Source organism: Clostridium sp. DJ247 (genome assembly GCF_014231265.1).
Genome location: NZ_JABAIW010000084.1, coordinates 1 through 14,255, shown reverse-complemented (window position 1 = coordinate 14,255; position 14,255 = coordinate 1). Strand labels below are relative to the sequence as shown.

Genomic DNA, 14,255 nt, shown 5'->3' with positions numbered 1-14,255 from the left:
TGGTCGGGGTGACAGGGATTGAACCTGCGACCTCATGGTCCCAAACCACGCGCGCTCCCATCTGCGCCACACCCCGACATTCAAATTGCTTTGAATCGTTGAGTTAGTTTTTGTTAACTCCCGACGACATAGATTATTCTACACGATATATTTCAATTCGTCAACACTTATTTTGAATTTTTTTATATTTTTTTATTTAGTGGACTACCAGCCCTAAATAACCACTTCTACAAGCAAGCGTTTCGGTCTATCACTTACTAGAGTTGGTTCAACTTTATCTAACACCTTTTATACTAGGATTAACCTTTCCATCTACAATTTCTATAGTAGCTACACTATTAAATCCATCTCTTGATAATATTGGACTACCCGGATTTACGAACCAGATTCCATCTTCAAATGATATCTTTGACACATGTGTATGTCCAAAAAGCACTATGTCTGCCTCTATTTCCAACGCTCTGTATCTTAATCTGGATAGATCATATTTTACATCAAATATATGTCCATGGGTTATAAGAAACTTTTTTCCTTCTATGTTTTCAGTTCTTTCACTGGGCACATCAACAGCAAAATCACAATTACCTTTTACATTTACAATAGGACCCTTATAGTATTTTAAAATTTCATCTACATCTTGAACGTTATCTCCTAGGTGAATAATCATGTCACAGCTTTTTAGATTTTCAATAATATCTTTTATAATCCAAGTATATCTATGTGTATCACTTATTACTCCTATTAACACTGTTAACCCCCCTCAACAAGGCTCTTCATCTCTCCTTTAAGTTTTTTTAGAGCAATTGCCCTATGACTAATAGAATTTTTTAATTCACTATTCATTTCAGCAAAAGTCATATTAAATTCCGGAATATAAAACAGAGGGTCATATCCAAATCCATCTATCCCTCTTTCTTCTGTTGTTATAATTCCTTCTATCTCACCCTGTACTTTTATAACATTATGTTTATCCTTTATAAGCACCATGGCACACACAAACTTAGCTTTTCTTTCTACATCCTTCTTATCTTTCAATAAGTTTAATAGCTTTTCATTGTTCTTTTTATCATTTCCATGTTCACCTGCAAACCTAGCAGAATATACTCCAGGTGCTCCACCTAAACTTTCAACCATCAATCCAGAATCGTCTGCTAAAACCATGTTATCTTTAACAATTTCGTGTATTTCGCTAGCTTTCTTATATGCATTTTCTAAAAATGTATTTCCATCCTCAAGTACATCTATATTTATTCCAGCTTCTTTAAGAGATACTACTTCAATTTGGTATTTCAATAATATATGTTTTATCTCCTTGATCTTCTTTTGATTATTACTTGCTACTATTAATTTTTTCATTTTCGTTCACCGGTTCCAATCCATAAAGAATCCATCTTTAAACTTTCTTTTTGTACTTGTATCATGTGTTTTATTCCTTTTTCACTTAAAGCTAGAAGATCATTTAAATCGTTTCTTGAAAATGGACTTTCTTCACCGGTACCCTGTATTTCTATAAACTCTCCAGAGTCAGTCATAACTATATTCATATCTACTTTAGCTCTTGAATCTTCTTCATAACATAAGTCTAACATCTTTATGTTATCCACAATTCCAACACTAATTGCACTAACAAAAGCTCTTACAGGATATACAGTAAATGGGGAAGTCTTATGAAGTTTATTTACAGCATCTACTAATGCTACAAAAGCTCCTGAAATAGAAGCAGTTCTTGTACCTCCATCTGCTTGAATTACATCGCAATCTATCCATATAGTCTTTTCACCAATTGCCTTAAAATCAACAACAGATCTTAATGCTCTTCCTATCAATCTTTGAATTTCCATAGTTCTTCCATCTATTTTTCCTCTATTTATATCTCTAACCTTTCGCACCTGTGTAGCTCTTGGTATCATATTATATTCACAAGTAATCCATCCTTCTCCCTTTCCTTTTAAAAAAGGTGGAACCTTATCTTCAATTGATGCTGTACATATTACTTTAGTATCCCCTGTTTCTATTAGAACAGATCCTTCTGCATACTTAGTATAATTTCTTGTTATTTTTATGTTCCTAGTTTGATCATTTCTTCTACCGTCAATTCTCATCTTATACCTCCAAGATAATCGATATAAATTATCCTTTATTTTACTTATTTATTATACATTATAAAAGTTATATTGTGCATTTAATTCTGTCAATTTACTTTATTTTTTCTTCTAATATAAAAAGTTCATCTCTTTCAGGAGGATTTACCTTTATTTCTAAGCCCGCTGAATCAATTAATATACCATTTCCTTTAATAATTTTGCCTATAATTGTAGCTTTGATACCTTCTTTTTGTAGTATTTTTATTAATCCCTCTCCATTTTCAGTAGTTATAAGCATACTTCCTGAAGATATAAGCTTTAGGGGATCTATAGAATATTTATTACATATTTTTCTTGTTATATCACTTATAGGCATCTTTTCTTCATGGACTTTAAAGCCAGTATTACTAGCCTTAGCTACTTCCCATAATGCACCTAAGACTCCCCCCTCAGTAATATCATGCATTGAGTTAACTCCAAATTCTCCTGCAATAGCCCCTTCTTTTACAACACTTAAATAATCACCATAGTTAATAGCTTCTTTTATTTCATCCCCTGTTAGAATCTCCTTTACACTATTTATATAATCGTTAACTATAATATTAGTACCTTCAATGCACAGATTTTTAGTAACAACTATATCGTCTCCCTGCTTAGCTCCAGATGTAGCAACAGCCTTACCCTTTTCACCTTTTCCGATTACAGTACAAGAAACTACCATCTTATTAACAGCTCTAGTAACCTCAGTATGACCACCTAAAATTTCAACATTAAGTTTTTCGGCTTCATCAGCTATCTCATTCATAACATTTTTTATGTCTTCTATCGTAGAGTTTTCTGGTGCTAATATTGTTACTAGAATACCTAAAGGTTTCACTCCACAGGATGCCACATCATTACAATTAATATGTACAGCTAATCTTCCGCAGTTAACCGCTGCTCCGGTTATAGGATCTGTTGATAGTACACAGTCATATTCGCCAAACCCTACTATGCTGCAATCTTCTCCTATCCCACCTCTGATTCTTACATCCTCCCTAAGAGCACCTCTATTGTTATCAATTATATCTTTTAAATCATTCCAATTTAATTTTCCAACCTTCAAAAAAAATCTTCCTTTCTTTATGGTATACATGCACCATTTTATTGTACAGTTCATATTATCTATATAAGGATTAATTTATGGTAGGTGTATGTTTTTGAAATATATAGGTCCTTTTCTTAGAATAAATAAATTAAAAAAGGAAAATGTTCAGCATCAGCTATACTACCTGGCAAAAGAATCTTTAAAGCAAATTATATTACACTCAAAATGCGGAGTAACCACCTCAGTTAAAGAACTTAAAATAAATAATATTCCTAATTTTGATATTAACACATTTAAGAATCTTTCTCCACTTTTATGTATATATAAAAAAGCTAATCCACAACTTATAAATATGGATAATAAGTTATGTTGGAATGAGGATAAGTTTAAAAAGGAAATAAACATAGATAGTAATTCTTTAATGACACTATGCCTATTAGAATTATGCGATTATTATGATTACTTTAAGAATATCGATGTAAATAAATATGCTTTAAGGAAGGTTTATTTATCACTGTGTAAGAAACAATTAGAATTCTACGCTTCTTATTTAAGAAACGAAGAAGGGGTATTCATTGATAAAAAAGACGAAAGTGATATATATACTGGTGATATAAAATTCTTAGAAAAAAATAAAAAATTCAAATTTTCTTCTCAAGCATTTTTAATGGCAGCATATTATAAATGTGCTGATTTAAGCAATGATGAAGACAAAGATAACTATAAGAACTTTTCTTTAGACATTTTAAATATGTTCTTACAATTTAAAGATGAACTATACGAATTGTCGGATGAAGAACTTACAAAATTATGTCTTGGCTTGAATGTTTTTTATAGTTATTCAAAAAATCAACATTGTAAATCATTGTTACTAGACTTATCTGAGTTACTACATGATAAATCCAATAACGATACTTCATTTTCACAATGTGATTTAGAGTGCCAGTGCATAAAGTATATAAACTATATCTTACTATATAAAAATACTGAAATTATAAAATTTAAGACAATTGCTGAAAATATCTGCAGTAGTATATTAGATTTATACGATCCCGAAAAAGGTATATTTATTAAGAATTCAGATACAAGAGATATCCAATTTTCTTGCTTAGAAATTTCACTATATATTGTGGTATGTCTAATTCACTCCAATATAAATAAAAATGAAGATAAAAGCGATTTAATTATTCTAGATGTATTTAAACGTCAACTTATCGATTCTGGAATTATCTTAAGCTGGCCTGAGGCTCCAGGTTTAAATGACGTTGAGAGATATGTTAATTTTAGTTTAAAATCTGAAGATTTGATTGATGAACAAGATTTTAGAATGTCCTCACTTCCAATACCTGAAAATTGTGAACTTGCATCAGTATTTACTAAATATGTTACTTATAATAAGCGAAAAGAAACTTTTAAACTTGATAAACTCTCCTTTGACACCTATAAGAATATGTTTATTTTTTTCATTATTACACATATTTTCAAACCAAAAAATACTATAGACAGAGATATAGAAATTAAAATAAATTTTTAGATTTCAGGTTATAATAATATGACTACAGTACAAGCATTTTGCAAAAATTTCAGCCTGCTTTGCAAGGAGGTATTTATTTACTTATGATGAATATAAACTGCTCCGAAAAATGCATTCATGAAAAAAACGGAAAGTGTACACTAAATCATATAACTCCACTGACAAACATTTTTGATCTTGAAGCAGACTGCGCATATTTTATTTCTAAACAATCTTATACACCAAAAACCCCTCATAAATAGAGGGGTTTTAATAATTTTCCACCTATAGTTAACCACGTCCGAAATTTAACTTATGTAGCATAGCACATTACTAGATTGTGCCACCTTTAAATAGTTTATTAGAAAGTCTTAGTTTCAAATTAGTAGGAAAGCTTAGTACTTTGATACTGTTTGAGCCTAAGCGAGTTTATCAAAGTCCTTAGCTTTTCTGCTAATTTAAGGCTTAGACTTTCTTAAACTATTTATCAGTGGCATAATCTAGTAATGTGCTAGGTGGAATAAATTAAATTTAAAAGTTCCGTACCTATATCTAGGGATTAACAGCTATATATGCTTTTTCTAACTTAACGTTTCCTCTTTTAGTTGTATAAACACCTTCCACATTTCCTTTTTTACATAATAATATGTTATTAAAATACAAAGGAACAACTTCTGCATCTCCTAAAATAATATTTTCTGCTTCTTTCATTAACTCTAGTTTCTTATTTTTATCTTGTTCCATTCTAGCTTTTGTTACGGTATTATCAAATTGAGGATTATTATATCCATAAAAGTTACTATCTGAAGAAGACATCCAGTTTTCTAAAAATGTTAGAGGATAATCATATAATCCTTCATAGTTAATTTTTGCTATATTATAATCATTTTTCTTTAGTTCATCATCAAACTCAGTTGGACTATACCCTTGGGATTCTACTTTTATACTAAGGTTATCATATAAACTTTTAGCTATACTATCACAAATCTTTTTATTTTCTACAGTATCTACGTATATTAGTTTAATAGTAGGGCTATTTTTATCAAGCTTACTTTTTTTTGTTAACTGTAAAGCCTTTTCTTTTTCAAGAGTACTTTGAAACACATTTTTATTCGTAAATGTACCACCTGAACCATTATTTATATTACTTGGTACATATGATAACGCAGGTCTAACAGTATCACTTAATATGGTTTTTGAAATATTATTTCTATCTATTCCCACAGATATAGCCTTTCTTACGTTTTCATCCTTAATTATACTGTCTTTTTTTTCATTAAATACTAATGCACTTCCACTGAATGATGGTAAATTAATAATTTCACCAGAATTAATAAGATTTTTTACTTCGCTTATAGGTGGACTAACGAATAATTTTACCTTTCCATTTTGAAAAGCTGCTAAAGTTGCCTCACTTTCATCAATACATGTTACTAAAATTTTATCACTTTTTACATATTGACTATCCCAATAATTCTGATTTTTTACTAGAGTAATTTCATTTTTTTCTGAAATATTATCTATTTTAAAGCTTCCCGTATATAATATGTTTTTATAACTTTTTTTCCATTCTACTAAGTTATGCTCTATTTTTCTCAATGAATATATTGGTTCTGATAATATATTCAATAGGTAACTGCACGGGTAATTTAGTCTTATCTCTAAGTTTTTATCATCCAAGGCTCTGATAGCTACATTACTAAACTCTCTTTGTCCTTTTCTATATTCTTCTGCCCCAAAAATATAATAAAGTTGACTTGCATATATGTTATCTATATCCTTACTTAGAACTTGTGAGAAAAAATCAACAAAATCAAAGGCAGTAATATGGCTTCCGTCACTCCATTTTGCATCTTGTCTTATCTTAAAGTTATAAGAAGTTTCATCTTTATTTATGATCCAGCTTTCAGCTAATCCAGGGATAATCTTACCTTTATCATCAGTCTTTACAAGTCCCTCAAATATGTTACATAGTAAGTCCTGTTGTCTAATATTAGAATTATTAAACATAACTAGATCTTCAGGTTCTTTTCCCATATTAAAGACAATGTAGTTGTGTAAATCTTCATTAATGTTCCCTTGTACACTCTTTTCAACACATCCACTAAAAATTAATATACTAAAAATTAAAGCACTGCTAATAATTTTTTTCATAAAGTATCTCCTTATCTCCTATACTTACTACTATACTAAAATTATTAACACTTAAATAAAAAAATAAACAAAACTTCTTAATAAGTTTTGTTTATTTTAATGAGTTATGAATTTAAATTATTTAAAAAACCTTCATATACATGAAAAATATAGTTGCTATAGCTATAACTGAACATGCTATAGGGTATATTGCGCTTCTTAAGCTCAACTTAGAATCGAACATTCTCATAGCCCAAATGATCATAGTAAGACATATACACCACTGAAGAGTATAATAACTATCAAAATATCTTATGTAAGTAAATTGATATGTAGTAAGGATCGTTAAAATTAATGTAAGAATAGTTAACGAAACTCCTATCCATCCTAAGAAACTAATAGTCCTTCTCATTTTTCTCCTCCACATGTTGCTTTTTGCTTTGTATTTTTATACAAGCTAAAATCATTATCATAATAAACCTATTCACAAATTTTGTAAACACCTTTTTTCAGTAATTTACGCTGTTCTATTGTAAATTTTTTATCATATTTTCAAATTCTTCCTCGTTTATTACTTTAACGCCTAATTCTACAGCTTTATCATACTTAGATCCTGCTGCCTCCCCAGCCAAAACATAATCTGTTTTTTTACTGACACTTCCTGAAACTTTTGCCCCTAAGGACTCTAACTGTTCTTTTATACTAGTTCTATTGTAATTTTTTAAAGTTCCTGTAACCACAACGGTCTTTTCATTAAAGATATTTTCAATAGTTTCTTGTTCTTCAAAATGAGGACTTACTCCTAATTTTAATAATTCATTTATACTATTTATTATTTTATCCTCTTTAAAAAATTCTATTATACTTTTAGCTACAGTCTCTCCTATATCTTGAACAGCTATAAGCTCTTCCATAGTAGCTTTTTGTAAGTTGTCTAAAGTTTTAAATCTTTTTGCCAAATCCCAAGCAGTTTTTTTGCCTACATTAGGTATACCTAGCGCATAAATGAATGAAGGTAGATCACAATTCTTACTCTTTTCAATGGCATCTACTAGGTTTTGCGCCTTTTTATCTGCAAATTTTTCTAAGGTTAACAATTGTTCCTTTTTAATTCTATACAGGTCCGCTATAGACTTTATCTCAAGCTTTTCGAAAAGCTGTTCTGCAGTTTTTTCGCTAAAACCTGCTATATTCATAGCTTCCCTGCTTCCAAAATGTACAATACTCTTTACCATTTGTGGCTTACAAGATAAAGTATTTTCACAAAAATAATGAACTCCGTCCTGTACTAGGTCACTTCCACAAGATGGGCATATATTAGGGGGCTCTATTTCTCTGCTGCCTTCATTAACCTCACTGGCAACCCCCATTATTTCTGGAATTACATCATTGGATCTACGTACAAACACATCACATCCAAGTTTGACTCCCTTTCTATGTATATCATCCATATTATTTAGAGTAGCTCTTTTAACTGTAGCTCCTGCCAATTCAACGGGTTCTAGAATAGCTGTAGGTGTTACTCTGCCACTCCTACCAACATTCCATTCTACACCTATAAGTTTGGTTGTTGCTTCTTCTGCTTCAAACTTATAGGCTATAGCCCATTTAGGAAATTTTACAGTGTACCCCACAACTTCTCTTGTTTCCATATCATCAATAACGATAACTACCCCATCTATATCATAGTCTAGAGTACTTCTTAGTTCCTCAACATATTTTAGTTCTCTTCCTATTTCGTCTAAGTTGTTGCAAACTTTAATATAATCGTCTTGAGGAAATCCCATTTTCTTTATAAAGTTCATCATTTCCATATAAGTTTTAAAGGTCGCTCCTTGGTTGTATCCTATATCATAAAAAAATGCAGATAGGTTTCTTCTTGCCGTTTCTTTTATATTTAAATTTCTAAGTGCACCTGCTGCTCCATTTCTTAAGTTTTTAAGAGGAGTTTCTGCATTTCTGTTATAATGCTCAAAGGCCCTACGAGTCATTATCGCTTCTCCGTGTACCTCAATAATATTTTTATTATTTATTATCAGAGGTAATGATTTAATAGTCTTAGCTTGAGCAGTTATATCTTCTCCAATTACGCCTGTACCTCTAGTAGCTGCTTTAGCAAGAATGCCATTTTCATCATAAGTACAATTTATGGTTAAACCATCAAACTTTTTTGTTAAAACATATGTAAGCTTTGGAAGCTTATTTTCATGTGTAGAATTATATTCTTCTACTATTCTTAAATTTCTTTCATGCCATTCTCTTACATTATTTATATCTTGTGCTTTATCTAAGCTCCATAATCTTCCCTTATGTGTATACTTTTGAAACTCTGATAGAACCACATCTCCAACTCTTTGGGTTGGAGAATATGGCACTACAATGCCAGTTTCTTTTTCTAAATTTATTAATTCATCATATTTTTTATCGTATTCTTTATCAGAAATACTTGGGTTATCCAAAACATAGTAATTATATGCATGTTTGTTTAACTCTTCTACAAGTTCTTTTATTCGCATTTCTTTGTCATTAGTCATATCATACTTCCCCCTATACAGCTTCTAGAGGAGCAACCCCGTACATTAGGTTTTTAATTCCCATTTTATCAAAAGCAATTGTAAGTTTTAAATCATTACCATTTTTAGCAATACTTACTATAGTTCCTATTCCAAATTTACTGTGTTTAACCTTAACACCAGTTTTCACATTTTCGATCTTTAGTGAATTACTATTGGAATCCTTACCAGATGCACCAGATGCAATAGCTGTATAGTTAGTACTTGGTATGCTATTAGATACATTAGTAAATTTATTTATATTATTACTAACATTATTATTTATGTTCCTTGTAAACCCATTATTGCCAAAGTTATTATTTCTAAAACTATCTATACTTTTCTTAGGAATATTTTCGTAATCCTTCAAATCAACAGATATTTCACTAATAAAATCCGATTGAGCGTAAGATACTGTTCTTCCAAAAACTCTTCTCGTTTCTGCTGAAGTCATATATAACTGCTCTCTAGCTCTTGTTATGCCTACATAACAAAGTCTTCTTGATTCCTCCATCTCATTAAAATCATTTAATGATTGTGAACCTGGGAAAATACCATTTTCCATACCAACCATGAATACTACTGGAAACTCCAACCCCTTAGCACTATGAACTGTCATCATAACAATAGTGTCCGCATTTTCATCAAAGTTATCCACATCTGAAACTAAAGTAACCTTTTCTAAAAACGCGGATAAGGATTTATCTTCTGAACTACTTTCAAATTCTGCTGCTGCAGATACTAATTCTTTTAGGTTTTCTATCCTGCTTAAGGCATCAAAATCCTTGGAGTTTTTAAGTTCTTCTAAATAACCTGTTGTCTCCAAAATTTCTTTTATTAAACTTGATACAGATATTTGATCTCTACTTCTAATAAAGCTATTTACTAAACTTACGAATTTTTTAATAGAAGATACACCTCTAGCTGGTAAATTTAATACATCTTCTATGTCTAATAAAGCGCTGTACATGCACTCATCCATTACGGCTGCAAATTCTTGAACTTTTTGTACTGTGGCTTCTCCTATACTTCTTTTAGGAACATTTATTATCCTTCTCAAGCTTATATCATCAAGAGGATTGTTTATAAATTTTAAATATGCCATTATATCCTTAATTTCTTTTCTATCATAGAATTTTAATCCGCCTATAATTCTATAAGGAATATTAGACTTCATAAAAACATCTTCAAAAACACGGGATTGTGCATTAGTTCTATAAAGTATAGCAAAATCTTTATATGATTTATTTTCACTATCAATTATTTTCTTTATTTGAGATGCTACATACATTCCTTCATCAATATCTGAATAAGCTCTATAAACCTTTATTTTTTCACCATTTTCGCTTTCAGTTCTAAGAATTTTACTCTTCCTTTGAGCATTATTCTTTATAACTTCATTAGCTGCTTTTAGTATGTTTCCTTTAGATCTATAATTTTGCTCTAGTTTTATTACCTTTGCTTGTGGATAATCTTTTTCAAAATCTAATATATTTCTTATATCAGCACCTCTCCATGCATAAATACATTGGTCATCATCTCCAACAACACAGATGTTTTTATGGGCTATTGCTAAAAGTCTAACTAATTCATACTGTGATTTATTAGTATCTTGATACTCGTCAACCATTATATACTGGAACTTTCTCTGATAGAATTCTAATACTTCAGGATTTTTCTTAAACAGCTCCACTGTTTTATATATTAAATCATCAAAATCTAGAGCATTATTGCTTTTTAGCTTTTTTTGGTATAAAAGATATAAGTCTGCTATCTTATTTAATCTAAAATTACTTTCACTAAGTTTCTTAAATTGTTCAGGAGATATCAGGTTATCCTTTTGCTCTCCTATTTTGCTAATTATTTCTCTGTCAGTAATATCTTTCTCATTTATATTTAGCTCTTGCATACACTGTTTAACTAAAACTTTTTGGTCGTAGCTATCATATATAGCAAAATTTTTATTGTATCCTAACTTATCTATTTCTCTTCTTAAAATTCTCACACAGCTTGAGTGAAAGGTAGAAACCCACATATATTCTACCTCATCCCCTACTAAAGCTCTTACTCTTTCTCTCATTTCTTCAGCAGCTTTATTTGTAAAAGTTATTGCTAAAATTTTTGAAGGATATATATTTAAATCTTCAATCATATGGGCTATTCTATGTGTTAATACTCTAGTTTTTCCTGAGCCGGCTCCAGCTAATATTAATAACGGTCCCTCTATGGTTATAGCCGCCTCGTACTGTTCCTTATTCAAAAGTTGTTTTAAATTCATACCATCAACTCCCTGGTTTTATCTGTTCTACATTTTATCCGATGACTACCCGCTCTAATACTCCCATCTTTATAGGAAACTCCTCTTCCTTACGTCACATGAGTACTCACAGAGTAAGCGACCATATCAAAATCACAGATTTTGGCTCTCTGCTTAACTGGGAGTAAAGAGCGATTACGTCCCTGAATTCGTTCAGCTAAGAATCAGGTGGGGGTTAAATGCCTAAATGGCATTTAACGGGCAGTTTGCTGATGGTAATCAGCTATAAGAAACTGCCCCGGAGTCGTAAGACAAACTCCATCTGATTCAAGTTTCACTTTATATTATAACATTTTACTGATGATTTAATCATTAAAAAAACGTGAAAAAATGTGTTGAATTCTATCAACACATTTACCCAAAATTATCAAAATATGTAATTACTCATCATTTTTTAGTCTTTCTAGAACTATTTCATATCCATCGCTTCCATAGTTAAGGCATCTATTCACTCTGCTTATTGTAGCTGTACTAGCACCAGTGACAGCTGCTATATCTAAATAAGTCTTTTTATCTTTTAACATCTTAGCTACCTGAAGACGTTGTTCTAGTGCTTTTATTTCATTTATTGTGCATATATCATCAAAAAACCTATAGCACTCCTCTTTAGTCTTTAATGATAAGACAGCTTCACATAAAAAATCCATCGCTTCACTTTGTAATTTGGATTTGTACTCCTCCATGGACTCAACTCCTTATCAATGTACATTTTAACTATTATAATATTACTTTAATTTTATCACGTATTAAAGTATTAATCTATAAAATTATAATAATTTTATAGATAACAAAAAAACAGCCCATTGGGGCATAGGCTGTTTGCTCATAAATAAAAGGGGGCTATTTAATTCCTTATTATTTATCCTTGTATGATTATTATAGTAAAGCACGTGTAAAATTACAAGTTTTTTGTAATAATAAATTATGAACAATATATTAAATGATTAAATTTCATTCATAATTAAATTCTTTTAAGACTTTCTATTTCCTCTTCAGTTAACTCTCTATATTCACCTTCCAGTAAGTCTTTATCTAGTCCTAATGGTCCAAACTCTATTCTTCTTAAGTAGACTACACTCTTTCCCCTACTCTCAAACATTCTTTTTACCTGATGAAATTTTCCTTCCTGTATAGTAACCTTAACTTTTGCTCCATGTTCATCTGACTGTAAAATTTCCAGCTTTGCAGGTAAACATTCATACCCATCATCTAATGTAATACCTCTTTCAAAAGCTTTTACATCTTCATCATTTACATCCTTATTTATTTCTGCATAGTAGACCTTATCTACATGCCACTTAGGAGATATTAATCTGTGGTTTAATTCTCCGTCATTTGTTAGCAACAATAATCCTACAGTATCTTTATCTAATCTTCCTACAGGAAATGGGTCAAAAACTTGATACTCTGGATCTAATAAGTCTACTACAGTCTCATCATAGTTATCGAAGGTTGCCGAAACAACACCATCTGGCTTATTCATCATAAGATATATATACTTTCTATAGTTCACAGTTTCGCCAGATACTTTTATAACAGAGACGTTAGGATCTATCTTCATACCGCTATCCTTAATAACTGTGTTATCTACTTCTATCAAACCATCTTTTACTAATGTCTTTACTTCCTTTCTTGTTCCATATCCAAGATTTGCTAAAACTTTATCTATTCTTTCCATGTGTTTCCTCCTGATTTTACTACTTTTCCCTATTAAGTATTATAACCTGTAGGTTGCAAAATAAAAACAGCCTAAGTTAATTAGGCTGTTTTTATTTACTTACTATAATATTTCATAACCTTTTGAACATAGTCCCTAGTCTCATAAGGTAATCTTGTTATGCCACTAGCATCTTTTACATTTCTATTTTGAAGCGTACCTGGCCCTGCATTATATGCAGCTAAAGCTAATTCTTTAGAATTACTATACATATCTAGTAATCCTTTTAGATACCTAGTTCCACCATCTACATTTTGACCTATATCATAAGCGTCAGAAACTCCTAGTTCCTTAGCAGTTCCCGGCATAAGCTGCATAAGTCCCATAGCCCCTGCACTTGAAGTGGACTTAGGATCAAAACTAGACTCCTGCTTTATAACAGCCATTATAAGATCCTTATCTATTCCATATTTTCTAGAAGCTTTCTCTACAGCCTGATCTATAGTTAAATTTCCACTTTTTACATGTTCCTTAAGATCCTTATAAACTGAATTTAACCTTTCGCCAGCTCCATATCCTAGCTTGCTTAAATCCTGCTCTCCTAAATTAAGCTTACTAAAATCTATATTACCATCACTATCAGTCATAGCTTTGGTCAAACTTTCCATAATCAGTGAAAAATAGTCTGAATCTCCTACTGCTTGTTTAAGCATCTGAGTCATAAGTTGAAACTGCATAAGCTTATCTACATTTTTATTATTATCAACATTCATGTTTTCACCAACCCTTATATTCTTCTACATTTATCCGATGACTACCCGCTCTAATACTTTTACTTTATAGGAAACTCCTCTTCAGAGGAGTACTCACAGAGTAAGCGACCATATCAAAATCACAGATTTTGTATGTCTG

At 30.8% G+C, this 14,255-nt stretch carries 12 protein-coding genes and 1 tRNA gene; 1 reads left to right on the top strand and 12 read right to left on the bottom strand.

Going from position 1 to position 14,255, the window contains the following annotated elements:
• From HGI79_RS21085 to HGI79_RS21065, 5 genes are all read right to left on the bottom strand, one after another.
• Positions 1–76 (bottom strand) — tRNA-Pro (locus HGI79_RS21085).
• A gap of 198 nt (positions 77–274) precedes the next feature.
• Complete coding sequence (locus HGI79_RS21080) at positions 275–748, bottom strand: metallophosphoesterase (RefSeq protein ID WP_185652639.1); 474 nt, start codon at positions 746–748, stop codon at positions 275–277.
• Positions 749–750: 2 nt separating this feature from the next.
• Positions 751–1,356 carry an XTP/dITP diphosphatase gene (locus HGI79_RS21075; protein ID WP_185652638.1) on the bottom strand — a complete coding sequence of 202 codons (606 nt, stop codon included), beginning with the start codon at positions 1,354–1,356 and terminating at the stop codon, positions 751–753.
• Positions 1,353–2,102, bottom strand: a complete 750-nt coding sequence (rph, locus tag HGI79_RS21070) for a ribonuclease PH (RefSeq protein ID WP_185652637.1) — start codon at positions 2,100–2,102, stop codon at positions 1,353–1,355. The genes HGI79_RS21075 and rph overlap by 4 nt, the downstream gene beginning before the upstream one ends.
• 94 nt (positions 2,103–2,196) lie before the next feature.
• Complete coding sequence (locus HGI79_RS21065) at positions 2,197–3,189, bottom strand: AIR synthase family protein (RefSeq protein WP_185652636.1); 993 nt, start codon at positions 3,187–3,189, stop codon at positions 2,197–2,199.
• A 94-nt stretch (positions 3,190–3,283) separates the two neighbouring features.
• On the opposite strand from HGI79_RS21065, the gene HGI79_RS21060 reads away from it, so the two are divergent.
• On the top strand, positions 3,284–4,705 hold the full coding sequence (locus HGI79_RS21060; RefSeq protein ID WP_185652635.1) for a hypothetical protein: 1,422 nt from the start codon (positions 3,284–3,286) through the stop codon (positions 4,703–4,705).
• 531 nt (positions 4,706–5,236) lie between these two features.
• On the opposite strand, the gene HGI79_RS21055 is transcribed toward HGI79_RS21060, so the two are convergent.
• The 7 genes from HGI79_RS21055 to HGI79_RS21025 all read right to left on the bottom strand — a co-directional run bounded on the left by HGI79_RS21055 (position 5,237) and on the right by HGI79_RS21025 (position 14,116).
• A complete protein-coding gene (locus HGI79_RS21055) occupies positions 5,237–6,838 on the bottom strand; it encodes a peptide ABC transporter substrate-binding protein (RefSeq protein ID WP_185652634.1) in 1,602 nt (533 codons plus the stop codon).
• A 121-nt stretch (positions 6,839–6,959) separates the two neighbouring features.
• Positions 6,960–7,229 carry a hypothetical protein gene (locus HGI79_RS21050; protein ID WP_185652633.1) on the bottom strand — a complete coding sequence of 90 codons (270 nt, stop codon included), beginning with the start codon at positions 7,227–7,229 and terminating at the stop codon, positions 6,960–6,962.
• 115 nt (positions 7,230–7,344) lie between these two features.
• Positions 7,345–9,351 (bottom strand): NAD-dependent DNA ligase LigA, encoded by a 2,007-nt coding sequence (gene ligA / locus HGI79_RS21045; protein ID WP_185652632.1) that lies wholly within the window; start codon positions 9,349–9,351, stop codon positions 7,345–7,347.
• Positions 9,352–9,364: 13 nt separating this feature from the next.
• Positions 9,365–11,647, bottom strand: a complete 2,283-nt coding sequence (gene pcrA / locus HGI79_RS21040) for a DNA helicase PcrA (protein ID WP_185652631.1) — start codon at positions 11,645–11,647, stop codon at positions 9,365–9,367.
• A 419-nt stretch (positions 11,648–12,066) separates the two neighbouring features.
• The gene (locus tag HGI79_RS21035) at positions 12,067–12,369 is read right to left on the bottom strand and encodes a YerC/YecD family TrpR-related protein (RefSeq protein WP_185652630.1); all 303 of its coding nucleotides are present in this window, start codon (positions 12,367–12,369) and stop codon (positions 12,067–12,069) included.
• 278 nt (positions 12,370–12,647) lie between these two features.
• On the bottom strand, positions 12,648–13,364 hold the full coding sequence (locus HGI79_RS21030) for a pseudouridine synthase (protein WP_185652629.1): 717 nt from the start codon (positions 13,362–13,364) through the stop codon (positions 12,648–12,650).
• Positions 13,365–13,459: 95 nt separating this feature from the next.
• Positions 13,460–14,116: a lytic transglycosylase domain-containing protein gene (locus tag HGI79_RS21025; RefSeq protein ID WP_185652628.1), complete on the bottom strand. Its 657-nt coding sequence runs from the start codon at positions 14,114–14,116 to the stop codon at positions 13,460–13,462.
• Positions 14,117–14,255 lie beyond the last annotated feature (139 nt).

Coding starts and splice junctions, on each gene's coding strand:
- HGI79_RS21075 (WP_185652638.1), bottom strand. CDS start 1,356: ATGAAAAAATTAATAGTAGCAAGTAATAATCAAAAGAAGATCAAGGAG.
- rph (WP_185652637.1), bottom strand. CDS start 2,102: ATGAGAATTGACGGTAGAAGAAATGATCAAACTAGGAACATAAAAATA.
- HGI79_RS21055 (WP_185652634.1), bottom strand. CDS start 6,838: ATGAAAAAAATTATTAGCAGTGCTTTAATTTTTAGTATATTAATTTTT.
- HGI79_RS21050 (WP_185652633.1), bottom strand. CDS start 7,229: ATGAGAAGGACTATTAGTTTCTTAGGATGGATAGGAGTTTCGTTAACT.
- ligA (WP_185652632.1), bottom strand. CDS start 9,351: ATGACTAATGACAAAGAAATGCGAATAAAAGAACTTGTAGAAGAGTTA.
- pcrA (WP_185652631.1), bottom strand. CDS start 11,647: ATGAATTTAAAACAACTTTTGAATAAGGAACAGTACGAGGCGGCTATA.
- HGI79_RS21035 (WP_185652630.1), bottom strand. CDS start 12,369: ATGGAGGAGTACAAATCCAAATTACAAAGTGAAGCGATGGATTTTTTA.
- HGI79_RS21030 (WP_185652629.1), bottom strand. CDS start 13,364: ATGGAAAGAATAGATAAAGTTTTAGCAAATCTTGGATATGGAACAAGA.
- HGI79_RS21025 (WP_185652628.1), bottom strand. CDS start 14,116: ATGAATGTTGATAATAATAAAAATGTAGATAAGCTTATGCAGTTTCAA.